Annotated in this window: 21 protein-coding genes and 1 tRNA gene; 7 read left to right on the top strand and 15 right to left on the bottom strand. The window is 71.1% G+C overall.

All coding sequences use genetic code 11. The annotated features are described in order from the left end of the window. Nucleotides 1-129: 129 nt before the first annotated feature. Nucleotides 130-211: transfer RNA gene (locus ACFYZ3_RS37710), tRNA-Tyr, on the bottom strand. Between the two features lie 235 nt (nt 212-446). Between ACFYZ3_RS37710 and ACFYZ3_RS37705 the strand changes: the two genes are divergently transcribed. After that, a complete protein-coding gene (locus ACFYZ3_RS37705; protein WP_059299986.1) occupies nt 447-935 on the top strand; it encodes a YajQ family cyclic di-GMP-binding protein in 489 nt (162 codons plus the stop codon). A 107-nt stretch (nt 936-1,042) separates the two neighbouring features. Here ACFYZ3_RS37705 and ACFYZ3_RS37700 read toward each other — a convergent pair whose 3' ends face one another. Then, on the bottom strand, nt 1,043-1,309 hold the full coding sequence (locus ACFYZ3_RS37700) for a GlsB/YeaQ/YmgE family stress response membrane protein (protein WP_003974334.1): 267 nt from the start codon (nt 1,307-1,309) through the stop codon (nt 1,043-1,045). Between the two features lie 139 nt (nt 1,310-1,448). Here ACFYZ3_RS37700 and ACFYZ3_RS37695 point away from each other — a divergent pair, with 139 nt between their 5' ends. Continuing rightward, nucleotides 1,449-2,693 (top strand): APC family permease, encoded by a 1,245-nt coding sequence (locus ACFYZ3_RS37695; RefSeq protein ID WP_388527715.1) that lies wholly within the window; start codon nt 1,449-1,451, stop codon nt 2,691-2,693. Nucleotides 2,694-2,770: 77 nt separating this feature from the next. On the opposite strand, the gene ACFYZ3_RS37690 is transcribed toward ACFYZ3_RS37695, so the two are convergent. The 13 genes from ACFYZ3_RS37690 to ACFYZ3_RS37630 form a co-directional block, all read right to left on the bottom strand. Then, nucleotides 2,771-3,364, bottom strand: a complete 594-nt coding sequence (locus ACFYZ3_RS37690) for an SMI1/KNR4 family protein (protein WP_388527712.1) — start codon at nt 3,362-3,364, stop codon at nt 2,771-2,773. A gap of 96 nt (nt 3,365-3,460) precedes the next feature. After that, nucleotides 3,461-3,877: a YccF domain-containing protein gene (locus ACFYZ3_RS37685; RefSeq protein ID WP_388527710.1), complete on the bottom strand. Its 417-nt coding sequence runs from the start codon at nt 3,875-3,877 to the stop codon at nt 3,461-3,463. Next, the gene (htpX, locus tag ACFYZ3_RS37680; RefSeq protein ID WP_361010086.1) at nt 3,874-4,737 is read right to left on the bottom strand and encodes a zinc metalloprotease HtpX; all 864 of its coding nucleotides are present in this window, start codon (nt 4,735-4,737) and stop codon (nt 3,874-3,876) included. The genes ACFYZ3_RS37685 and htpX overlap by 4 nt, the downstream gene beginning before the upstream one ends. A gap of 223 nt (nt 4,738-4,960) precedes the next feature. Continuing rightward, the gene (locus ACFYZ3_RS37675; protein WP_388527707.1) at nt 4,961-6,508 is read right to left on the bottom strand and encodes an NADH-quinone oxidoreductase subunit N; all 1,548 of its coding nucleotides are present in this window, start codon (nt 6,506-6,508) and stop codon (nt 4,961-4,963) included. Further along, nucleotides 6,505-8,109 (bottom strand): NADH-quinone oxidoreductase subunit M, encoded by a 1,605-nt coding sequence (locus ACFYZ3_RS37670; protein WP_388527704.1) that lies wholly within the window; start codon nt 8,107-8,109, stop codon nt 6,505-6,507. The genes ACFYZ3_RS37675 and ACFYZ3_RS37670 overlap by 4 nt, the downstream gene beginning before the upstream one ends. 6 nt (nt 8,110-8,115) lie before the next feature. Continuing rightward, on the bottom strand, nt 8,116-10,110 hold the full coding sequence (locus ACFYZ3_RS37665) for an NADH-quinone oxidoreductase subunit L (protein WP_388527701.1): 1,995 nt from the start codon (nt 10,108-10,110) through the stop codon (nt 8,116-8,118). Next, the gene (nuoK, locus tag ACFYZ3_RS37660; RefSeq protein ID WP_011029757.1) at nt 10,107-10,499 is read right to left on the bottom strand and encodes an NADH-quinone oxidoreductase subunit NuoK; all 393 of its coding nucleotides are present in this window, start codon (nt 10,497-10,499) and stop codon (nt 10,107-10,109) included. Before nuoK ends, ACFYZ3_RS37665 begins: the two co-directional genes overlap by 4 nt. Then, a complete protein-coding gene (locus ACFYZ3_RS37655) occupies nt 10,499-11,092 on the bottom strand; it encodes an NADH-quinone oxidoreductase subunit J (RefSeq protein WP_388527698.1) in 594 nt (197 codons plus the stop codon). The genes nuoK and ACFYZ3_RS37655 overlap by 1 nt, the downstream gene beginning before the upstream one ends. Beyond that, nucleotides 11,089-11,703, bottom strand: a complete 615-nt coding sequence (locus tag ACFYZ3_RS37650; RefSeq protein WP_388527695.1) for a NuoI/complex I 23 kDa subunit family protein — start codon at nt 11,701-11,703, stop codon at nt 11,089-11,091. Before ACFYZ3_RS37650 ends, ACFYZ3_RS37655 begins: the two co-directional genes overlap by 4 nt. Then, nucleotides 11,703-12,671 (bottom strand): complex I subunit 1 family protein, encoded by a 969-nt coding sequence (locus ACFYZ3_RS37645; RefSeq protein ID WP_361010066.1) that lies wholly within the window; start codon nt 12,669-12,671, stop codon nt 11,703-11,705. Before ACFYZ3_RS37645 ends, ACFYZ3_RS37650 begins: the two co-directional genes overlap by 1 nt. Next, the gene (locus ACFYZ3_RS37640; RefSeq protein WP_388527692.1) at nt 12,668-13,969 is read right to left on the bottom strand and encodes an NADH-quinone oxidoreductase subunit C; all 1,302 of its coding nucleotides are present in this window, start codon (nt 13,967-13,969) and stop codon (nt 12,668-12,670) included. The genes ACFYZ3_RS37645 and ACFYZ3_RS37640 overlap by 4 nt, the downstream gene beginning before the upstream one ends. Further along, on the bottom strand, nt 13,966-14,649 hold the full coding sequence (locus ACFYZ3_RS37635) for an NADH-quinone oxidoreductase subunit B (protein WP_388527689.1): 684 nt from the start codon (nt 14,647-14,649) through the stop codon (nt 13,966-13,968). Before ACFYZ3_RS37635 ends, ACFYZ3_RS37640 begins: the two co-directional genes overlap by 4 nt. Continuing rightward, nucleotides 14,640-15,080, bottom strand: a complete 441-nt coding sequence (locus tag ACFYZ3_RS37630) for an NADH-quinone oxidoreductase subunit A (protein ID WP_059299971.1) — start codon at nt 15,078-15,080, stop codon at nt 14,640-14,642. The genes ACFYZ3_RS37635 and ACFYZ3_RS37630 overlap by 10 nt, the downstream gene beginning before the upstream one ends. 195 nt (nt 15,081-15,275) lie before the next feature. Here ACFYZ3_RS37630 and ACFYZ3_RS37625 point away from each other — a divergent pair, with 195 nt between their 5' ends. From ACFYZ3_RS37625 to ACFYZ3_RS37605, 5 genes are all read left to right on the top strand, one after another. Beyond that, nucleotides 15,276-16,502 carry a sensor histidine kinase gene (locus ACFYZ3_RS37625; protein WP_388527686.1) on the top strand — a complete coding sequence of 409 codons (1,227 nt, stop codon included), beginning with the start codon at nt 15,276-15,278 and terminating at the stop codon, nt 16,500-16,502. 113 nt (nt 16,503-16,615) lie between these two features. Beyond that, nucleotides 16,616-17,983, top strand: coding sequence for a sensor histidine kinase (locus tag ACFYZ3_RS37620; protein ID WP_388527683.1), 1,368 nt, complete (start codon nt 16,616-16,618; stop codon nt 17,981-17,983). A gap of 279 nt (nt 17,984-18,262) precedes the next feature. Beyond that, on the top strand, nt 18,263-18,922 hold the full coding sequence (locus ACFYZ3_RS37615) for a response regulator transcription factor (RefSeq protein ID WP_275898184.1): 660 nt from the start codon (nt 18,263-18,265) through the stop codon (nt 18,920-18,922). Nucleotides 18,923-19,192: 270 nt separating this feature from the next. Beyond that, nucleotides 19,193-21,130: a 2-oxoacid:acceptor oxidoreductase subunit alpha gene (locus ACFYZ3_RS37610; RefSeq protein WP_388527680.1), complete on the top strand. Its 1,938-nt coding sequence runs from the start codon at nt 19,193-19,195 to the stop codon at nt 21,128-21,130. Then, on the top strand, nt 21,123-22,181 hold the full coding sequence (locus tag ACFYZ3_RS37605; protein ID WP_388527677.1) for a 2-oxoacid:ferredoxin oxidoreductase subunit beta: 1,059 nt from the start codon (nt 21,123-21,125) through the stop codon (nt 22,179-22,181). The genes ACFYZ3_RS37610 and ACFYZ3_RS37605 overlap by 8 nt, the downstream gene beginning before the upstream one ends. Nucleotides 22,182-22,206 lie beyond the last annotated feature (25 nt).

Raw genomic sequence — 22,206 nt, 5'->3', positions numbered from 1 at the left:
TGGAGCACGAGCCATGATCTCGCGTACGGCGTGGGCCAGGGCGGGGAACGCCCAGATCTCATGGGCCCCGGGAACGACGAAAGGGTCTGTGATCAGCATTGCTGCTGTTCACAGACCCTCTCGGTCGTGTGGCGGCGCCAGGATTCGAACCTGGGAAGGCTGAGCCGGCAGATTTACAGTCTGCTCCCTTTGGCCGCTCGGGCACACCGCCGGGGTTTGCTGCTCGTCGAACCGCTCTTCGGCGGTGCTCCGTGGCAACGACGTAAACAATACCTGATGTGGAGGGGTGCTTCGCCACCCGATTGATCGCCGCTCGGATCGCGGCGGGTGGCTAGGCTTGTCCGGATGCGGCCGAGGACCCCGCCGGGCCCGGCGGCCGCCGACGTATGCCGGTACGGACCCGATACGCGGCCCGACACGCACCCAGATACAAGGAGCCACAGGACATGGCCGACTCCAGTTTCGACATCGTCTCGAAGGTCGAGCGGCAGGAGGTCGACAACGCCCTCAACCAGGCCGCCAAGGAGATCTCGCAGCGCTACGACTTCAAGGGCGTGGGCGCCTCGATCTCGTGGTCCGGGGAGAAGATCCTCATGGAGGCCAACTCCGAGGACCGGGTGACCGCGGTCCTCGACGTCTTCCAGTCCAAGCTGATCAAGCGGGGCATCTCGCTCAAGGCTCTGGACGCGGGCGAGCCCCAGCTCTCCGGCAAGGAGTACAAGATCTTCGCGTCGATCGAGGAGGGCATTTCCCAGGAGAACGCGAAGAAGGTGGCCAAGCTCATCCGCGACGAGGGCCCCAAGGGCGTGAAGGCCCAGGTGCAGGGCGAGGAGCTGCGGGTCTCCTCGAAGAGCCGGGACGATCTGCAGACCGTGATCGCTCTGCTGAAGGGCCAGGACTTCGACTTCGCGCTGCAGTTCGTCAACTACCGGTGAGTTGCTGAGCGGGCGACGTAGTGGGCCGGTGGCGCGTAGGCCTTCGTTGACGGAAAAGGGTGGGCACCCCGGTGGTGCCCACCCTTTCGCGTCCGGTCCGCGCGCGTTCAGTCGCGGGAGTTGCCGAACAGGAGCCGGTAGGCGACCAGGAGCACCAGCGAACCGCCGATCGCCGCCGCCCAGGTGGCGCCGTCGTAGAAGTCCTTGCTGATCGGGTGGTCCAGCCAGCGGGCCGATATCCAGCCGCCGAGGAAGGCGCCCGCGATGCCGATGAGGGTGGTGCCGATGAGCCCTCCGGGGTCGCGGCCCGGCAGCAGGAACTTGGCGATGGCTCCGGCCAACAGTCCGAGGATGATCCAGCTGATGACGGTCATGCCGTGACCCTGCCCTTTCTCCCTGTGCCCACACTGTGCCAGTGCTGCGGGCCCGTTCCTCCGCGGTGTTCATGTCCTCTTGGTGGCGAGGACGTTCCGACCGCGCCGGGTGGTTGCGCTGATCAGTAGGGTGCGACCCATGACACCTGCGGGTTCGGAGCTGCGTCGCACTCTTGGCCTGGGCGACGCCGTCGTCGTGGGACTCGGTTCCATGATCGGCGCCGGGATCTTCGCCGCCCTGGCACCGGCGGCCCACGCCGCCGGCTCGGGTCTGCTCCTCGCCCTCGCCGCGGCAGCCGTCGTCGCCTACTGCAATGCCACGTCGTCGGCCCGGCTGGCCGCCCGGTATCCGGCCTCGGGCGGCACCTACGTCTATGGGCGTGAACGGCTCGGGGAGTTCTGGGGCTACCTCGCGGGCTGGTCCTTCATCGTCGGGAAGACGGCCTCCTGTGCTGCCATGGCCCTCACTGTGGGCGCGTACGTCTGGCCGGATCAGGCGCACACCGTGGCGGTCGCCGCCGTGGTGGCGCTGACCGCGGTGAACTACGGCGGCATCCAGAAGTCCGCCTGGCTGACGCGGGTGATCGTGGCGGTGGTTCTCGCTGTCCTCGCTTCCGTGGTGGTGGGGTGTCTCGGGTCCGGGCGGTCCGACGCCGGACGGCTGGACATCGGCTTGTCGGGCGGAACGGGCGGGGTCCTTCAGGCGGCCGGCCTGCTGTTCTTCGCGTTCGCGGGGTATGCGCGGATCGCGACCCTCGGTGAGGAGGTGCGGGACCCGCGGCGCACCATTCCGCGCGCGATCCCTCTGGCGCTGGGTCTCACCCTGGCGGTGTACGGGTGTGTCGCGGTGGCTGTCCTTTCCGTGCTGGGTCCGGTCGGTCTGGGGCAGGCGACGGCGCCCCTGGCCGACGCGGTACGGGCGGCCGGCCTGCCGGGGCTGGTGCCCCTGGTGCGGGCGGGCGCCGCCGTGGCCGCGCTGGGCTCGCTGCTGGCGCTGATCCTGGGCGTTTCGCGGACGACGCTGGCCATGGCCAGGGACCGTCATCTGCCCCGGGCGCTGGCCGCGGTGCACCCGCGTTTCCAGGTGCCGCACCGGGCGGAGCTGGCCGTGGGCGCGGTGGTCGCGGTCCTGGCGGCGACGGTGGACGTGCGTGGGGCGATCGGCTTCTCCTCCTTCGGTGTGCTGGCGTACTACGCGGTGGCCAACGCGTCGGCCTGGACGCTCGACCCGTCGGGGCTGTCGCGGGTCGTACCGGTGCTGGGGCTGGTCGGGTGCGTGGTGCTCGCGTTCTCGCTTCCGGCGGTGTCGGTCGTGGTGGGTGTGGGTGTGCTGGCGGTGGGTGTGGTGGCGTACGGGGTGCGGGGGCAGCAAGTTCCGCGGTGAACGGCAGTTGGGGCCCCGGCGGCCGCGCGTCGACACCTCGGGGTATCCCCCGATGGGAGGGGCTCGGCCGGTTTGCCTCAGGAGGCCTGTGCGGGCGACGTGCCGGTCGGGGCGGACCGTCTTCCGGTGCGCAGGGGGAGGGCGGTCCACGGGGTCGGTTCCGGGCCCTCGTGGGACTCCTCGTACCAGCCTCTGCCCTCGATCCAGGTGCGCAACCAGTCGGCGAGGCTCGGGGCGTCGACATACCAGGCATGGTCTGCGTCGCCCGCGTTGGGCTCGAAGAGGAGGACGGTGGCCTGCGGGGAGCGGCAGTCGACGCACGCGTACATCGCGCAACCCCAGTGGGATATGGGCAGGACGCCCTCGGGCCAGGGCCAGTCGGGGTCCTTCGCACCGCTGTCCCGGTTGGCCAGGTACTGGGCAACGGCGGCGGGCTCGCCCGAGGGCGCGTGGTCGAGCAGCGGCAACAGGCCGTACTCCGGGCCGAATCCGCCGTCTCCTATGCGCAGGTACAGCTCGGCGAGCAGTGCGGGGAGAGGAAAGCCCAGGGCGGCCTCGGCGCGGGCCGGCGCCTCCCCGTCCACGGGCTCGGGCAGGGAACCCCAGCCCCACGGTCGGGTGCTGCGCGCCTTGGCGGCCACCCGTTCCAGCAACTGCTCGCTCTCGGTCATGGATTCATGATGCAGGCTGCCACCGACATCCGTGCGGGCCTGTGGACAACCCTGAAGTTGTGGACAATCAGGGCCACGAGGGCCCGCGAAGGCCCCTTACCAACCGGACCGCTGCGTCGCTGCCGCGGCGGTGAACGGCTGGTCCGTGCGCACGATCTCGCGGCCCAGCGGGAGCAGTGAGACGGGGATCAGCTTGAAGTTGGCGACGCCGAGCGGGATGCCGATGATCGTGACGCACAGCGCGACGCCGGTGACGATGTGGCCGATGGCCAGCCACCAGCCGGCGAGGACGAGCCACAGCACGTTCCCGATGCAGGAGGGAGCTCCGGCCCCGCGCCGCTCGACCGTCGTGTATCCGAAGGGCCACAGGGCGTAGACGCCGATGCGGAAGGCCGCTATGCCGAAGGGGATGCCGATGATCGTGATGCAGAGGAGCGCGCCCGCGAGCAGGTAGCCGAGGAACAGCCAGAAGCCGCTGAGCACGAGCCAAATGACGTTGAGAATGGTCTTCACTGCTGACGACCTGCCATCTTTTCGAGTCGGGCGATTCGCTCCGCCATGGGCGGATGGGTGGAGAACATCTTCGACAGCCCCTGTCCCGGGCGGAAGGGGTTGGCGATCATCATGTGGCTGGCGGTCTCGAGCCGGGGCTCCGGGGGGAGCGGAAGCTGCTTGGTGCCGAGTTCCAGTTTCCGCAGGGCGCCGGCCAGGGCGAGCGGGTCGCCGGTCAGCTGGGCGCCTGAGGCGTCGGCCTCGTACTCCCGGGAGCGGCTGATCGCCAGTTGGATGACGGTGGCGGCGAGCGGTCCGAGCAGCATGATGAGGAGCATGCCCAGCAGACCGGGTCCGTCATCGTCGTTGGACCGTCCTACGGGGATCAGCCAGGCGAAGTTGACCAGGAACATGATCACCGAGGCGAGGGCGCCGGCGACGGAGGAGATCAGGATGTCGCGGTTGTAGACGTGGCTCAGTTCGTGCCCGATGACGCCGCGCAGTTCGCGCTCGTCCAGCAGGCGCATGATGCCCTCGGTGCAGCACACGGCCGCGTTGCGCGGGTTGCGGCCGGTCGCGAAGGCGTTCGGGGCGTCCGTCGGCGAGATGTACAGGCGGGGCATCGGCTGTCGGGCCTGGGTGGAGAGCTCGCGGACCATGCGGTACAGCGCGGGGGCCTCGAACTCGCTGACCGGGCGCGCGCGCATCGCGCGCAGGGCGAGTCTGTCGCTGTTCCAGTACGCGTACGCGTTGGTGCCCAGGGCGACGAGGACGGCGACGACGAGCCCCGCTCGGCCGAAGAAGCTGCCGATGACGATGATGAGCGCGGACAGTCCCCCGAGGAGTACTGCGGTCCTGAGCCCGTTGTGCCGGCGGTGCACGGTACGCCCTCCAAGTCGTGCAGCAGGGGAACCCTTTGCTTGCTGGTCTCGCTCGCTGTGGCTGCTTCCTGGTCTCCGGTGCCACCGGTGCCGTGGTGACACGTCCAGTGGACCCTTCCGTACTGGTCAACGCCAGGCGAGGGCCACCAGTTCCCCGGCGCCCGGCGCGGGGCGTGTGGTCCGTACGGGTGACGGCCGCGGCGGGCGGCACGCGCGGCTGCGTTCAGAAGAGCCCGGTGTCGGCGAAGCGCAGGATCAGCTGGGGCGCTCCGGAGAGGGCGACGGCGAGGACCGCCGTCACGGTGATCGCGGCCGTGAGGGGGGCGGGGGCGCGGTGACCGGCGGTCGCGTCCTCGGGGGCCCGGAACAGGAGCGCCGTCCATTGGAGGTAGTAGAAGAGCGCGATCACGACGTTGACGGCCATGACGACGGCCAGCCAGCCGAGTCCGGCGTCGACGGCCGCGGAGAAGACCGTGACCTTGGCGAAGAGGCCGATGATGCCGGGCGGCAGTCCGGCGAGGCAGAGCAGGAAGAAGGCCAGGAGCAGGGCGGTGAGGGGGTTGGACGCGTACAGGCCGCGGTAGTCCGCCACACGGTTCAACGCCTTCGTGCGGCCGACGAGCGCGGCCACCGCGAAGGCACCCAGGTTCACGGCGGCGTACATGAGGGCGTAGGCGACGGTGGAGCCGATGGAGTGTTCGGGGTCGTCCGAGTACGCGGCGGCGGCGATCGGCACCAGGAGGTAGCCGGCCTGGCCGACGGACGACCAGGCGAGCAGGCGTACCGCGCTGTACGCGCGCGTGGCCTGTTGCCGGAGGGCGCCGACGTTGCCCACCGTCATGGTGAGCGCGGCGAGTGCCGCGAGGGCGGGCCCCCAGACGTCGGCGTAGGACGGCAGGGCGACGACCGTGACCAGGATGAGGCCGGAGAAGCCGACCGCCTTGCCGATCACGGACAGGTAGGCCGCGATCGGCAGCGGGGCGCCCACATAGGTGTCGGGCACCCAGAAGTGGAAGGGCACGGCGGCCGTCTTGAAGGCAAAGCCGACGAGGGTGAGGACGACGCCGGTCTGGGCGAGGGTGGTGAACTGCCCGTCGACGTGCTGGATGCGGTCCGCCACCTGGGTGAGGTAGAGAGTGCCGGTGGTGGCGTAGACGAAGCTGATGCCCATGAGGCTGACCGCGGTGGCGGTGACCGAGGACAGGAAGAACTTCAGGGCGGCTTCGGAGGACCTGCGGTCGCCCTGCCGGAGGCCGACGAGGGCGAAGGCGGGCAGGGAGGCGACCTCCAGGGCGACGATCAGGGTCGCGAGGTCTCGGGAGGCGGGCAGGAGCGCGGCGCCGGCCGCGGAGGAGAGCAGCAGGAACCAGAACTCGCCCTCGGGCAGCCCTCGGTCCGCGTCCTTCACCGCGGTGACGGACAGGAGGGCGGTCAGCAGGGCGCCGCCGAGGACCAGGAACTGGATGGCGAGGGTGAAGGTGTCCGCGGTGTAGCTGCAGGCGCCGGGCTCAGCGGCCTGGCAGAACGTCGAGCGGTCGTCGTTCACCAGGGGCAGCAGCATGAGGGCGGAGGCGGCGAGTCCGGCGACCGAGATCCAGCCGAGCAGGCTCTTGCGGGCGTCCTTGACGAACAGGTCGGTGACGAGGACGACGAGACCCACGACCGCCGTGAGGGTGGGCGGCGCGATGGCGAGCCAGTCGACCGACTGCACGAGGTTCTGGGCCAGCGGTTGTGCCACGGGCTCCGCGAAGGGCTGGGCCGGGGAGCTCATCGGGGGCCTCCTGAGAGGAGCTGCTGCACGGCCGGGTCGGTCAGCCCGAGGAGGGTCCTGGGCCACAGTCCGGCGACGACGGTGAGGACGACGAGCGGCGTCCAGGCGGCGAACTCGTACGTGCGCACGTCGGCGAGCCTCGGCTGCGGGACGTCCTGCGGTACGGCACCCATGCAGACGCGCCGGACCACGATCAGCATGTACGCGGCGGTCAGCAGGGTGCCGAAGGCGGCGATCGCCATGAAGGTGAGGAAGGCGGGACGGCTGAGGTCGTCGTGCGGGTCGAAGGCGCCGAACAGGGCCAGCATCTCGCCCCAGAACCCGGCCAGGCCCGGCAGGCCGAGCGAGGCGACCGCGGCGAAGGCGAGCAGGCCGCCCAGGCGCGGTGCCTTGCCGTACAGGGCGTGGCCGGACTCCTCGGCGAGGGTGTCGAGGTCGGTCGTTCCGGTCCGGTCCTTGAGCGCGCCGACCACGAAGAAGAGCAGGCCGGTGATCAGGCCGTGGGCGATGTTGGCGAAGAGGGCGCCGTTGACGCCGGTCGGGGTCATGGTCGCGACGCCGAGCAGGACGAAGCCCATGTGGCCGACGGAGGAGTAGGCGATGAGGCGCTTGAGATCGCCCTTCGCGCCCCTTCTGGCGAGGGCGAGGCAGGCCAGGGAGCCGTAGATGATGCCGACGACGGCGAAGGCGGCGAGCCAGGGCGCGAAGGTGCGGAAGCCCTCCGGCGCGACCGGGAGCAGAATCCGGACGAAACCGTACGTGCCCATCTTCAGCAGGACGCCGGCCAGCAGGACCGAGCCGACGGTCGACGCGGCGGTGTGGGCGTCGGGCAGCCAGCTGTGCAGCGGCCACATCGGGGTCTTCACCGCGAGCCCGAGCCCGATCGCCAGAACGGCGATGACCTGCACGGATGTGGTCAGCGACCGGCCGTTGTCAGTGGCGAGTGCCACCATGTCGAATGTGCCCGCCGTGATTCCGACGAGGAGCAGGCCGAGCAGCATGACAACGGAGCCGAGGAGCGTGAAGAGGATGAATTTCCAGGCGGCCCCGGCCCGTCCCTCGCCGCCCCAGCGGGCGATGAGGAAGTACATCGGGATGAGGACCATCTCGAAGGCGAGGAAGAAGAGGATCAGGTCGAGGACGGCGAAGGTCGCGAGAGTGCCGGACTCGAGGACGAGCAGCAGCGCGACGAACGCCTTCGGGTTCGGGCCCGGGGGCCGCGGCGTCAGCCGGTCGTGTCGCTGCTTGAAGTACGAGTAGAGCGCGCAGAGGAAGGTCAGCAGCGCGGTCAGGACCAGCAGGGGGAGGGAGATGCCGTCGATGCCGAGGTGGATGCGTACGTCGAGTGCGGGGATCCAGCTGATGTCCGTGCTGGCCTGCATCTTCGACGGATGGTCGTGGTCGAAGCCGAACACGAGGACGATCGCCGCGAGGAGGACGGCGCCGGTGACGGTGACGCCGTGCCGGAGCACGGCCTGCTCGGGTGACTTCCCCTTCAGTCCGGGCGGGGCCGGCAGAAGGGCGGCGACGGCACCGAGGAGCGGGCCGACGACGAGGAACGCGAGAAGGACCTGCATCACGGACTCGTTGATATCGATCACGTCTGCTCACGCTCCCGCGGCGACGAGGACGGCGGCGACCGCGAGGACGACGGTGCCGGCGAGCAGCGCGCTCACATAGGTCTGCACATTGCCGGTCTGGGCACGTCGTACGGCGGCCCCGAGCAGGCCGGGCAGGACGCCCGCCGCGCGTACGTAGGTGTCGACGACTTCGCGGTCGAGGAACCGGACGAGGCTTGCGCCTGCCTGGACCGGGCGGATGAAGAGGGTCGCGTAGACCGCGTCCAGGTGGAAGCCCGCGGCCGCGTGCCGGTGCACCGGGCCCAGCAGGAGCCGTCCCGGATCCGACGGGTCGGGCGCGGAGGCCAGGTCTCCGTAGGCGGCCCGGTGGGCGGCGATCGCCTCGGCCTCCACCAGGCCGGCGTCGCCCTCGGGGTGGGCCGCGACGGCGCCCAGCGGGGTGCGGTCGGCGAGCGCCGTGGTGTGCCGCCAGGCGGCGTAGGTGACGATGCCGCCGACCAGGGCCACGCCCGTGCCGAGCACGGAGGTGGTGAGGGTCGGGGTGAGGTCCTGGCCGTCGAACCAGTCGGGCAGCAGGCGGAAGGCGAGTCCGCCCAGTGCGAGTGAGGGGAGGGCGAGCACCCAGAGCACCGCGTTCATGACCAGCGGCTGCCTGCCGTGGTCGGGGGCCTCGGCGCCTCGGCCGCGGAAGGTCAGCAGCCACAGGCGGGTCGCGTAGGCGGCGGTGAGCAGGGCCGTGATCAGGCCGGCGACGAGCACGGTCCAGCCCGCGGCGCCGGGCGCGTGCTCGGTGTGGCCGGTGGCGACGTGCTCCGCGGCGCCGAGGACGGACTCCTTGGAGAAGAAGCCGCTGAAGGGCGGGATCGCGGCGAGCGCGAGCAGGGCCACGGTCATCGTCCAGTAGGCGTCCGGGACGCGGTCGCGCAGGCCCCGCATCCGGGACATGGCGGCCAGCGAGTTGGTGCCGGCGGCGTGGATGATCACGCCGGCGGCCAGGAACAGCAGCCCCTTGAAGGCGCCGTGGGAGAGGAGGTGGAAGACGGCGGCGCCCCGGTCGCCCGTGGCGAGGGCGCCGGTCATGTAGCCGAGCTGTCCGATCGTCGAGTAGGCCAGGACGCGTTTGATGTCGTCCTGGGCGAGGGCGGCGAGCGCGGAGCCGACCATCGTGACGGCGGCCATGACGGCGAGGACGACCATCGCGGCCCGCGAGGCCTCGAAGAGCGGAAGGAGCCGGGCGACGAAGTACACACCGGCGGCGACCATCGTCGCGGCGTGGATCAGCGCGGAGACGGGTGTCGGGCCCGCCATCGCGTCGGGAAGCCAGGTGTGCAGCGGGAACTGCGCCGACTTTCCCGCGACACCGGCCAGGAGCAGCAGCGCGATCAGCGTCGGGTGGTCGAGCGAGCCGCTCGTGACCGCGCCGAGGATCTCGGTGATGCGGAAGGAGCCTGCCTCGGTGGCCAGCGCCAGCAGACCGATCAGGAAGGGGACGTCACCGAGCTTGGTGACCAGGAAGGCCTTGAGGGAGGCGGCGCGCGCCTCCGGGGTCTCCCAGTAGTGGCCGACCAGGAAGTACGAGCAGATACCCATGACTTCCCAGCCGACCAGCAGCACCATCAGGTCGCCGGAGTAGACGACCAGGAACATGGCGGAGGTGAACAGGGAGACGAGAGCGGCGTACGAGGCGTAGCGCGGATCGTCGCGCAGGTAACCCGTGGAGTAGATCTGCACGCAGGTCGCGACGGTGCCGACCAGGACGGCGACGAGGGCGGCGAAGCCGTCGATGTGCAGGGCGAGTTCGACGGGGACCGAACCGGTGGGCGTCAGCTCGGTGACGGCGTCGAGGGCCCGGCCGCCGCCCTGACGCGCCGCGACGAGTGCGGCGAGGACGAGTGCCGCCAGCGTCGGCAGGACGGCGAGGGGGCGGACGAAACCGGGGGCCGACCGGCCCAGGAGGAGACCGGCGGCTGCCCCGAGGAAGGGAAGGAGGGGGACGAGTACGGCGAGGGTGGTCGTGGTCACGCGGTGGCCTCAGCCTTCTCGGCGGCCGTCCCGGTCGCGGGAGTGTCGGTGTCGGGGCCGTCCGGCTCGTGGCCCTCGGCGGTGTCGCGGAGCTTGTCGATGTCCGAGGTGCCGCGGTTGCGGTGGACGGCGAGGACGATCGCCAGGCCTATGCCGATCTCGGCGGCCGCGATGGCGATCGTGAACAGGGTCAGGGCCTGGCCGGAGTGCAGGGTCTCCTCCGCGGCCCGGCTGAGCCAGACGTCGAAGGCGACCAGGTTGAGGTTGACGGCGTTGAGCATCAGCTCGACCGACATCAGGACCAGGATCGCGTTGCGGCGGGCGAGGACGCCGTAGAGACCCGTGCAGAAGAGGAGGGCGGAGAGGACGGCGGGGTAGGCGAGGTGCATCAGCGGGCACCGCCGGTCCGGGAGGTTCCGGGCTGGGACGCTTCGTCGGCGCCAGGCGCCTTGGCCTTGCGGGACAGGACGATGGCGCCGACCAGGGCGGCGAGGAGGAGGACGGAGAGGGCCTCGAAGGGGAGGACCCAGTTCTGGAACAGGCTGGCACCGGTGACGGCGGTCGAGCCCGCGGCCGGGCCGTCCAGGTCGATCCAGGTGGTGCGGAAGGCGTCGACGACGACCCACACCAGGGCTGCCGCGGAGGCCACGGCCACGGTGAGGGCGGCCCAGCGGTTGCCGGAGTCGGCGTCCGGCGACCGGCCGATGGGCGCCCTGGTGAGCATCAGCCCGAACAGGATGAGGACCACGACAGCACCGACGTAGATGAGGACCTGGACCCAGGCGATGAACTCCGCGGTGAGCAGCAGGTATTCGACGGCGAGGCCGCCGAGGGCCACCACCAGCCACAGGGCCGCGTGGACGAGCCGGCTGGTGGTCACGGTGAGGACGGCGGCCGCGAGGGTGACCAGACCGACGAGGAGGAAGGCGATCTCCACACCGGTCGGGGACAGGAAGCCGTGGGATGCGGCGGCGAGGGTCATGTCCGGTCCTCCTGGCCGGGCTGGTCCGGCTGCCCGGACCGGTTGGGCTGCCCGGGCTCGTCCGGCTGCCCGGGCTCGTCCGGCTGCTGCTGCGCGGCCAGCTTGTCGGCGGCCTTGCGGGCGGCGGCGAGTTCCTTGGGCTCCTCCGCGCCGGGGTCCAGGGCGGGCGGGGCCGGAACGGTCCACATCCACTCGCGGAGCTTGTCGCGCTCGTGGGTGAGGTCGCGGATGTCGGTCTCGGCGTACTCGAACTCCGGGGACCAGAACAGGGCGTCGAAAGGACAGACCTCGATGCAGATGCCGCAGTACATGCACAGGGAGAAGTCGATGGCGAAGCGGTCGAGGACGTTGCGGCTGCGGTCGCGTCCGCCGGGGGCGGCCGCGGGGACCGTCTCCTTGTGGGAGTCGATGTAGATGCACCAGTCGGGGCACTCGCGGGCGCACAGCATGCAGACCGTGCAGTTCTCCTCGAACAGGCCGATCACGCCGCGGGTACGGGGCGGCAGTTCGGGCTGGGTGTCCGGGTACTGCTCGGTGACGGTCTTCCGCGTCATCGTGCGCAGGGTGACGGCCAGGCCCTTGGCCAGGCCGCTGCCGGGGACGGGGGCCATTACGCGATCACCACCTTGACGATGCCGGTGAGGGCGATCTGGGCGAGGGAGAGGGGGACGAGGAGCGTCCAGGACAGTTTCTGCAGCTGATCCTCGCGCAGGCGCGGGTAGGTCACGCGGAGCCAGATCACGACGAAGGCGAGCACGGCCGCCTTGAGGAGGGTCCACACCCAGCCGAGGCCGTCGGCGCCCCAGGGGCCGTGCCAGCCGCCCAGGAATAGGACGGTGGTCAGACCGCACAGGACGACGATTCCGGCGTACTCGGCGAGGAGGAACAGGGCGAAGCGCAGGCCGGTGTACTCGGTGTAGGCACCGAAGATGATCTCCGAGTCGGCGACCGGCATGTCGAAGGGGGGCCGCTGCAGTTCGGCGAGCCCGGCGACGAAGAAGACGATCGCGCCGACGATCTGCCAGGGCAGCCACCACCACTCGAAGGCGTCGAGGATGCCGACGAGGGAGACCGTGCCGGCCGCCATGGCGACGGAGGCCGCGGTCAGCAGCATCGGGAGTTCGTACGCGAGGAGCTGGGCGGCGGTGCGCAGGCCGCCGAGGAGGGAGAACTTGTTGGCGGAGGACCAGCCGGCCATGAGCGAGCCGAGGACGCCCACGCCCATGACGGCGAGGACGAAGAAGATGCCCGCGTCGACGACCTGACCGACCGCGCCCTCTCCGGGCCCGACCGGGATGGCCAGGAGGACCAGGAGGTACGGCAGCAGGGCCACGGCCGGAGCGAGCTGGAAGATGCGGCGGTCCGCGTCGGCGGGGACCACGTCCTCCTTCTGCGCGAACTTCACGCCGTCCGCGACGAGCTGGGCCCAGCCGTGGAAGCCACCCGCGTACATCGGACCGAGGCGGCCCTGCATGTGGGCCATCACCTTGTGCTCGGTCTGGCCGACTATCAGGGGGAACGCGAGGAAGACGACGAAGACGACCAGAAGGCGCAGGGTGACGTCGAGCGCGTCGTTCACTGCCGGCCTCCTGGGGGGTTCGGTGGGTTACGGGGCGCGTCGGTGTCGCCCGGGGCGTCCGACTCCGCTTCAGGTGACTCGGTGGTCGCCTCCGGCCGCTCAGCCGCCTCCGGCTCCTCAGCCGCCTCCGGTTCCCGTGCCGCGTCGGGCCCGTCCGGCTCGTCGAACGCCGGGCGGGCGTGGTGCCACGGGGCGTCCGTGCTGCGCGGCGTCGAGGGCGCCGGCTTCGGGGCCGGTTCCTCCACGGGCGAGGAGCTGGTGCCGTCGCTGCCCTGCGGGGCGCTGCCGGAACCCGCGTCGTCCGGCTCCCCGGCGGCGGACGCCTCCCGCTGGCTCGCCGAGCCCTGCGACGCACTCCGGCTGCGGCGGGGGCCGGCGGTCCCGGCCGGCCGGCCCGACCGGGTGCCGGGTGTCCGTCCGGTCGCCGCGGCACGGTTGTCGGTGCCGTCCTCCTGCCCGGCAGCCGTGTCGGCGGTGGGCCCGTCCGTCGGACCGGCCGCTCGCTGGGAGGCGGACCCCTGGCTCGCACTGCGCGACCGCCGCGGCGCCGGTCCGGTCGTCGGTGCGCTGGTCGGTGCCGTCGTCGGCTCGTCGGCCTGAGAGGTCTGGCCGACGGAGCCCTCGGCGGCCGTACGGGTCCGGCGGGCCGGGCGTTCGCCCGCGCCGCGGACCGGGCGCTCCCCCGCCGCACGCCCCGCACCGCGTGCCGGGCGGGCCGGAGCGGGCGGCAGCTGGCCCTTCAGCGGCCCCCACTCGTTGGGGTCGGGGACGCCCGGCGGCAGCATCTGGCGGCGACGGGGACCGCCGTGATCGGACTCGCCGGGCTCCTTGGCCCCGGGCCAGGCCTTGGCGACGCGCGCGGCGAGGACGAAGTCCTTCCGCAGCGGGTGGCCCTCGAAGCCTTCCGGAAGGAGCAGGTGGTCCAGCGCGGGGTGGTCCTCGAAGGCGACACCGAACATCTCGTGGGTCTCGCGCTCGTGCCAGGCCGCGCCCGCGTACACCCCGACGGCGCTGGGCAGGGCCGGGGCGGCGTGCGGGACGGTCGTGCGCAGCAGCAGCCTGCGTACCGGTCCCAGCGCCGCGACATGTGCGGCGACACGGAACCCGGTGCCGGGTTCGTCGACCGCGCTCAGCCAGTCGAAGTACGTGCAGCCCAGCCGGTCACGCGCCGTCTCCAGGGCGGTGATCCAGGAGGCGGGCGGCACGTCGACGGTCAGGAGGTCGTACGACTCCTCCGCCGTGGCGTCCGTGCCGAAGAGCTCCTCGACGCCGGCGGGCAGCCAGCCGACCGCCGTCATCGGCCTCCCCCCGCATCCGAGGCCGAGTCCGAGTCCGAGCCCGAGCCCGAGCCCGAGCCCGGGTCCGGGGCCGAGTCCGGGCCCGGCGGTCGTACCAGGCCGCTCTGCAGCGCGGCCGTCGACGGCCGGGGCGAGACGCCGTACCGCTCCCCCAGGGACTCCCGCGCGATCTTCTCCTGGAGCTTGAGGATGCCCTGGAGCAGCGCCTCGGGGCGCGGCGGGCAGCCGGGGACGTAGACGTCGACGGGGATGATCTGGTCGACGCCCTTCGTCACGGAGTAGGAGTCCCAGTAGGGGCCGCCGCAGTTGGAGCAGGCGCCGAAGGAGATGACGTACTTCGGCTCGGGCATCTGCTCGTACAGGCGCTTGACGGCCGGTGCCATCTTGTCGGTCACCGTGCCCGAGACGACCATCAGGTCGGCCTGGCGGGGACCGGGCGCGAACGGGATGACACCGAGCCGGATGAAGTCGTGGCGGGCCATCGACGCGGCGATGAACTCGATGGCGCAGCAGGCGAGGCCGAAGTTGAAGACCCAGAGCGAGTAGCGGCGGCCCCAGTTCAGGACGACCTTCATCGGCTCCGGGGCGAGGCGGGCGAGCGTGCCCAGCCTCTTGGGCTCGGGGAGCGGCACGGGTGCCGGGCCTGCGGGGTCGGCGGGATCGGCGGGGTTCACGTCCACGACAGGACGCCCTTCTTGTATGCGTACAACAGACCCACGGCGAGGAAGCCGAGGAAGATGAACATCTCCACGAGGGTCGTGGCCCCGTAACCAGGGTCGGCGAAGACCGTCGCCCAGGGGAAGAGGAAGATCGAGTCGACCGCGAAGATGACGTAGAGGAACGCGTAGACGTAGTAGCGGACCTGGGTGTGCGCCCAGCCCTCTCCGACGGGGTCGACGCCGCACTCGTAGGTGAGCAGCTTCTCGGGCGTCGGGACCACCGGTCGCAGCAGCCGCCCGGCACCGAAGGCCACGGCGACGAAGAGCACCCCCACGACGGCGAGCAGGCCGACGACCGAGTAGGACTGGAAGTAGTCCGCGGCGAGCCCGACGGTCGCATCGGCGGTGGTCACGGCGCCGGCGGTCGCGTCGCCGACGGTCGGTTCCGGCACGTGCGCCCCTCGCTCCCTGTCGTGAACCTCGTGAACGCTGCTGTTCGACGATCCGTACGCACGGGAGTCTAGAGCCTGATAAAGAGACGGTAAGCAGCCCGTCGCACCTTGAGACGCGGGGGTGGGGTTTTCCTCAGTGCATCCCGGCGGTCCACCTCATGGCGCGGCGCCGCGCCAGACGGCACGCTGACGTGTATGACCGAACGCCTCTCGACATCCAGCCTCGCCGGGACCACCGGCGCAGCGGCCGGCGACCGCCTGCCGCCGGCCCGTTTCGCCTACGACCGGCACACCTGGAAGGAGATCGCCCACCTGCTGGCGAATTTCCCGGTGGCGCTGCTCGGCTTCACCTACGTGGTGACGATGCTGTCCGTCGGCATCGGATTGACGGTCACGGTGATCGGGCTCCCGCTGCTGGCGGGTGGCCTGCTGGGCGCGCGGCAGCTGGGCAAGCTGGAGCGGGCGCGGGCCAGAGCGCTGCTCGGGGTGCGGGTGGACGAGCCGAGCCCGCTGCCGTTGCGGAGCGGGCGCGGCTTCTTCGCGCAGTTGTGGATGTCCTTGAAGGACCCGGTGGGCTGGCGCACGGTCCTGTACGAGTTCATCCGGTTCCCCTGGGGCGTCGCCACGTTCCTCGTCACCCTGACGTCGTTGTTCGTGCTGTGGCCCGTGCTGCCGTTCATCGCGCGGGGCCTGACCAACGCCGACCGGGCGATGGTGCGGGGGCTGCTGTCCCCGTCCGACGAGCTGGAGCGGCGGATCGCCGAGCTGGAGTCGGACCGGGGGGTCGTGGTCGACACGGCCGCCGCCGACCTGCGGCGCATCGAGCGCGACCTGCACGACGGGGCACAGGCCCGGCTGGTCAACCTCGCCATGGGTCTCGGCCTGGCGAAGGAGAAGCTCCTGGAGGACCCCGACGCGGCGGCGGCCATGGTCGACGAGGCGCACGGCGAGGTGAAGCTGGCCCTCCAGGAGCTGCGGGACCTGGCACGCGGCATCCATCCGGCCGTCCTGACCGACCGCGGTCTGGACGCGGCGCTCTCCTCGGTCGCCTCCCGCTGCACCGTGCCGGTCAAGGTGACCGCCGACCTGACGGAGCGCCCCGCGGCCGCCATCGAAGGCATCGCCTACTTCACGGTCTCGGAGCTGCTCCAGAACGTGAGCAAGCACAGTGGGGCGAGTTCGGCCTCCGTGGAGGTGTGGCGGTCGTCCGACCGGCTGCTCATACAGGTGGGGGACAACGGCCACGGCGGCGCGAGCCTCGACGGTGGTACGGGGATGAAGGGCCTCGCCGACCGGCTGTCCGCCGTCGACGGTCTCTTCGTCGTCGACTCGCCGGCGGGTGGCCCGACCACGATCACGGCCGAGCTGCCGTGGCGGGACCGCACGGGAGCCGACGCGGCCGGCTCGCGCCCCAGGGGGTAGGGAAAACCCCACTCCGCAGACGCCGACGGGCTCCATGGGCCGTGGCGCCGCGGTCGAGGAGGGTGGAGTTACGACAGCACAGCCGTAGCGCGACTAGGAGAGGGACGGCACCGATGGCCACGGAATACGGACAGGGTTACGGGCTCGGGAACGGGTCCGGCTTCCCCGGGCACACCGGTGAGCGGCACCACCGCCTGCCGGCGGGGCTGCGGGCACCGTTCGAGGCGCGCAGCTGGCGGGAGTTCGGCTATGTCCTGGTGGGCCTGCCGGTCGGCATCCTGCTCTTCACGTACGCCGTGACGATGGTGTCGCTGGGGGCGGGCCTGCTGGTGACGTTCCTGGGGGTGCCGGTGCTGGCGGCCGCCCTCGCCGGGTGCAGGGGCTTCGGGGCGATGGAGCGGGCACGGGCCCGTGCCCTGCTGGGGCTGCGGGTCCCCGAGCCGGAGCCGCTGCGGCTGAAGAAGCAGGGCGCGATGGGCTGGATGGGGGCCGTGCTCAAGAGCGGCGCCTCCTGGCGGAGCCTGCTGTACGCGGTGCTGCAGTTCCCGTGGTCGGTGTTCTCGTTCGTGGTCGCCGTGAACGTCTGGGCGTTCGGGTGGGCGATGGTGACGTACCCGCTGTGGTTCTGGGTGTTCCCGATGTACGCGGGCCAGGACGGACTCCAGCTGTACGGCGACGAGACGCACCGGATCTACCTGGACAACCCCTTCGAGATCGCCGTGACCGCGCTGGTCGGTCTGTTGTTCACGCTGGCTACGCCGTGGCTGGTGCGGGCGCTGACGACGGTGGACCGGGTCATGGTGCACGGGCTGCTCGGACCGTCGCGGCTGGCGACGCGGGTCGTGGAGCTGGAGTCCGACCGGGGGGTCGTGGTCGACACGGCCGCGGCCGACCTGCGGCGCATCGAGCGCGATCTGCACGACGGGGCGCAGGCCCGCCTGGTCAACCTCGCCATGGACCTGGGTCTGGCCAAGGAGAAGCTGAAGGAGGACCCCCGGGCCGCGGCCGTCATGGTGGACGAGGCGCACGGTGAAGTGAAGACGGCGCTCCAGGAGCTGCGGGACCTGGCCCGGGGCATCCACCCCGCGGTCCTGACCGACCGCGGTCTGGACGCGGCGCTCTCCTCGGTCGCCTCGCGCTGCACCGTGCCGGTGCGGGTCGAGGTCGACCTGGCGGAGCGGCCGGCTTCGGCGATCGAGGGGATCGCCTACTTCACCGTCTCGGAGCTGCTCCAGAACGTCAGCAAGCACGCGCGGGCCACGTCGGCCGCCGTGGAGGTCTGGCGGGTGGAGAACCGGCTGATGCTCCAGGTCGTGGACAACGGCGTGGGCGGCGCCGACGCGTCCGCCGGGTCCGGGCTGGCCGGTCTGGCGGAGCGGCTGGACGCGGTGGACGGGATCCTCGTGGTGGACTCGCCGGCCGGAGGCCCGACACGGATCACGGCGGAGCTGCCCTGGCGGAACGAGCCGCTCACCGGCTGATCGGCACAGCGGCGGCGGGCCCCGGCGCCGTGAGGCGGAACCGGCCGTCGAGAACCGGCCATCGAGTGGCCGATCCCGTACCGGTGTCGAGCCCGGTACGGAGACCGGTACCGGGATCGATGTCCAGGACTTCCCGTTCTCTTCCCGTTGCCCCGGGGCATCCGGCCTCCGATGCTGGGATGCTGGACCTGTCGCACGGACGGTTCGTGGACGCGGCGCGTGCCGCGCGGGCCGTGAGGTGCACGGGGCTGTGGGGGGCCGAGGATCGTGGAGGACAGGGTGCGGGTGGTCATCGCCGAGGATTCAGTGCTGCTCCGAGAGGGGCTGACCCGGTTGCTGACCGACCGCGGGCACGAGGTCGTGGCCGGAGTCGGCGACGGTGAGGCACTGGTCAAGACCATCACCGAGCTGGACGCGCAGGGCGAACTGCCGGACGTCGTGGTGGCGGACGTACGGATGCCGCCCACGCACACCGACGAGGGGGTGCGGGCCTCGGTGCGGCTGCGCAAGGCGCATCCCGGTCTCGGCGTGCTGGTGCTGTCCCAGTACGTGGAGGAGCGCTACGCGACGGAGTTGCTGGCCGGTTCCAGTCGGGGCGTGGGCTATCTGCTCAAGGACCGGGTGGCCGAGGTGCGGGAGTTCGTGGACGCGGTGGTGCGGGTGGCGCAGGGCGGTACGGCGCTCGACCCGGAGGTGGTCGCGCAGCTGCTCGGACGCAGCCGCAAGCAGGACGTCCTCGCCGGGCTCACCCCGCGTGAGCGGGAGGTGCTCGGGCTCATGGCCGAGGGCCGGACGAACTCGGCGATTGCCCGGCAGCTCGTGGTGAGCGACGGGGCCGTCGAGAAGCACGTCAGCAACATCTTCATGAAGCTGGGGCTGTCCCCGAGCGACGGTGATCACCGCAGGGTGCTCGCGGTGCTGACCTATCTCAATTCCTGACATCGGCGGCCCACGCCTCGGAAGCACCGGCCCGGTCCGGCGAGGCGAACGCTCATCCGGACGAATGAGAAACCGGAGGACGGGCGGCGTGCGTCCTCACCGGCGCCGGGGTGGGAAAACCTTGGGATTCCAGGGCCGTGGGCCATCTCGAAGTCGTGTCCATCATGCGAATGTCCACCGGAAGTCACGGCGCACGGACGTAGGGTTGATCCTGGGACGGTCGGTGGGAGACCAGTCCCCGGACAGCCGTCCCGAGGGAGGTCCAGTTAAGTGACCAGCCAGGTCAGCAGCCCAGCGGAGCAGGCCGACGGAGCCGACGAGACCGTCGTGGGAGCACAGCGCAAACCGGTTGGGGCGAAGGACGTCCGCCGGCTGGACCGGGTGATCATCAGGTTCGCGGGGGACTCCGGCGACGGGATGCAGCTCACCGGCGACCGTTTCACCTCGGAAACCGCGTCGTTCGGCAATGACCTGTCGACGCTGCCGAACTTCCCGGCCGAGATCCGGGCACCCGCCGGCACCCTGCCGGGCGTATCGTCCTTCCAGCTGCACTTCGCCGACCACGACATCCTCACGCCCGGCGACGCCCCGAACGTGCTGGTGGCGATGAACCCGGCCGCGTTGAAGGCGAACGTGGGCGACCTGCCGCGCGGCGCGGAGATCATCGTCAACACCGACGAGTTCACCCGGCGGGCGATGCAGAAGGTCGGCTACGACACCTCGCCGCTGGAGGACGGTTCCCTCGACGGCTACCACCTGCACCCGGTGCCGCTGACCACGCTGACCGTCGAGGCACTCACGGAGTTCGACCTCAGCCGCAAGGAGGCCGAGCGCAGCAAGAACATGTTCGCGCTCGGGCTGCTGTCGTGGATGTATCACCGGCCCACCGAGGGCACGGAGACGTTTCTGAGGTCGAAGTTCGCGAAGAAGCCCGAGATCGCCGCCGCGAACATCGCGGCCTACCGGGCGGGCTGGAACTTCGGTGAGACCACGGAGGACTTCGCGGTCTCCTACGAGGTGGCACCGGCGGCGACGGCGTTCCCGCCCGGCACCTACCGCAACATCTCCGGGAACCTGGCACTGGCCTACGGCCTGATCGCCGCGTCGCGGCAGGCGGACCTGCCGCTGTTCCTGGGCTCGTATCCGATCACTCCGGCCTCCGACATCCTGCACGAACTCTCGAAGCACAAGAACTTCGGGGTGCGCACCTTCCAGGCGGAGGACGAGATCGCCGGGATCGGCGCGGCGCTGGGTGCGGCCTTCGGCGGGTCGCTGGCGGTGACGACGACCTCCGGTCCGGGCGTGGCGCTCAAGAGCGAGACGATCGGGCTGGCGGTGAGTCTTGAGCTGCCGCTGCTGGTGGTGGACATCCAGCGCGGCGGCCCGTCGACGGGTCTGCCGACCAAGACGGAGCAGGCCGATCTGCTGCAGGCGATGTACGGGCGCAACGGCGAGGCGCCGGTCCCGGTCGTCGCCCCGCGCACCCCGGCCGACTGTTTCGACGCCGCTCTGGAGGCGGCGCGGATCGCGGTGACGTACCGGACTCCGGTGTTCCTGCTGTCCGACGGCTACCTGGCCAACGGCTCCGAACCCTGGCGGATCCCCGAGCCGGACGAACTTCCGGACCTCACCGTGCAGTTCGCGCAGGGCCCCAACCACACCCTCGACGACGGCACCGAGGTGTTCTGGCCCTACAAGCGCGACCCGCAGACCCTGGCCCGGCCGTGGGCGGTGCCGGGCACACCGGGCCTGGAGCACCGCATCGGCGGCATCGAGAAGCAGGACGGCACCGGGAACATCTCCTACGACCCGGCCAACCACGACTTCATGGTCCGCACCCGGCAGGCCAAGGTCGACGGCATCGCCGTCCCCGACCTGGACGTCGACGACCCCGACGGCGCGCGGACACTCGTGCTGGGCTGGGGCTCGACGTACGGGCCGATCACCGCCGCCGTACGCCGGCTGCGCACCGCCGGGGAGGAGATCGCCCAGGCCCACCTGCGCCACCTCAACCCCTTCCCGGCCAACCTCGGCGACATCCTGGGCCGCTACGACAAGGTGGTGGTCCCGGAGATGAACCTGGGCCAGCTCGCCACCCTGATCCGAGCGAAGTACCTGGTCGACGCCCGCTCGTACAACCAGGTCAACGGCATGCCGTTCAAGGCGGAACAGCTCGCCACGGTCCTGAAGGAGGCCATCGATGGCTGACGGCAACGCACTGCTCCAGCTCGTGCCGAAGGCCGAGGGCAAGCAGTCCATGAAGGACTTCAAGTCCGACCAGGAAGTGCGCTGGTGCCCCGGCTGCGGCGACTACGCGATCCTCGCCGCCGTGCAGGGCTTCATGCCCCAGCTCGGACTGGCGAAGGAGAACATCGTCTTCGTCTCCGGCATCGGTTGCTCCTCCCGCTTCCCGTACTACATGAACACCTACGGGATGCACTCCATCCACGGCCGCGCCCCCGCCATCGCCACCGGCCTCGCCTCCTCCCGCCGCGACCTGTCCGTCTGGGTCGTCACCGGCGACGGCGACGCCCTCTCCATCGGCGGCAACCACCTCATCCACGCCCTGCGCCGCAACGTCAACCTCAAGATCCTGCTGTTCAACAACCGGATCTACGGCCTGACCAAGGGCCAGTACTCCCCCACCTCCGAAGTCGGCAAGATCACCAAATCGACCCCGATGGGCTCGCTGGACGCGCCCTTCAACCCCGTCTCCCTCGCCCTCGGCGCGGAGGCGTCCTTCGTCGCCCGGACCGTCGACTCCGACCGCAAACACCTCACCGAGGTGCTGCGCCAGGCCGCCGAGCACCCGGGCACGGCGCTGATCGAGATCTACCAGAACTGCAACATCTTCAACGACGGCGCCTTCGACGCCCTCAAGGACAGGGAGCAGGCCGAGGAGGCGGTGATCCGTCTGGAGCACGGACAGCCGATCCGTTTCGGCGCCGACGGCGCCAAGGGCGTCGTACGGGACCCGCGCACCGGTGACCTGGAGGTGGTCGCCGTCACCGCCGACAACGAGGCGGACATCCTCGTCCACGACGCCCACGCCACGTCCCCGACCACCGCCTTCGCACTCTCCCGCCTCGCCGACCCCGACACCCTGCACCACACCCCCATCGGCGTCCTGCGCTCAGTCCAGCGCCCGGTCTACGACACGCTCATGTCCGAGCAGCTCGACACCGCCGTCGAAAGAGACGGCAAGGGCGACCTCGCCGCGCTCCTTACCGGCAACGACACCTGGACGGTCGTCGGCTGACGAGACCGCCGTTCACCGCACACAC

The organism is Streptomyces sp. NPDC001599, from assembly GCF_042893535.1.
GTDB lineage: Bacteria > Actinomycetota > Actinomycetes > Streptomycetales > Streptomycetaceae > Streptomyces.
This window is presented reverse-complemented; position numbering and strand designations above follow the sequence as displayed.

Excerpts from the sequence above, each read along its gene's own strand:
- ACFYZ3_RS37705 (WP_059299986.1), top strand. The coding sequence starts at position 447 with ATGGCCGACTCCAGTTTCGACATCGTCTCGAAGGTCGAGCGGCAGGAG.
- ACFYZ3_RS37700 (WP_003974334.1), bottom strand. The coding sequence starts at position 1,309 with ATGACCGTCATCAGCTGGATCATCCTCGGACTGTTGGCCGGAGCCATC.
- ACFYZ3_RS37695 (WP_388527715.1), top strand. The coding sequence starts at position 1,449 with ATGACACCTGCGGGTTCGGAGCTGCGTCGCACTCTTGGCCTGGGCGAC.
- ACFYZ3_RS37690 (WP_388527712.1), bottom strand. The coding sequence starts at position 3,364 with ATGACCGAGAGCGAGCAGTTGCTGGAACGGGTGGCCGCCAAGGCGCGC.
- ACFYZ3_RS37675 (WP_388527707.1), bottom strand. The coding sequence starts at position 6,508 with ATGAGCTCCCCGGCCCAGCCCTTCGCGGAGCCCGTGGCACAACCGCTG.
- nuoK (WP_011029757.1), bottom strand. The coding sequence starts at position 10,499 with ATGCACCTCGCCTACCCCGCCGTCCTCTCCGCCCTCCTCTTCTGCACG.
- ACFYZ3_RS37655 (WP_388527698.1), bottom strand. The coding sequence starts at position 11,092 with ATGACCCTCGCCGCCGCATCCCACGGCTTCCTGTCCCCGACCGGTGTG.
- ACFYZ3_RS37650 (WP_388527695.1), bottom strand. The coding sequence starts at position 11,703 with ATGGCCCCCGTCCCCGGCAGCGGCCTGGCCAAGGGCCTGGCCGTCACC.
- ACFYZ3_RS37640 (WP_388527692.1), bottom strand. The coding sequence starts at position 13,969 with ATGACGGCGGTCGGCTGGCTGCCCGCCGGCGTCGAGGAGCTCTTCGGC.
- ACFYZ3_RS37625 (WP_388527686.1), top strand. The coding sequence starts at position 15,276 with ATGACCGAACGCCTCTCGACATCCAGCCTCGCCGGGACCACCGGCGCA.
- ACFYZ3_RS37620 (WP_388527683.1), top strand. The coding sequence starts at position 16,616 with ATGGCCACGGAATACGGACAGGGTTACGGGCTCGGGAACGGGTCCGGC.
- ACFYZ3_RS37605 (WP_388527677.1), top strand. The coding sequence starts at position 21,123 with ATGGCTGACGGCAACGCACTGCTCCAGCTCGTGCCGAAGGCCGAGGGC.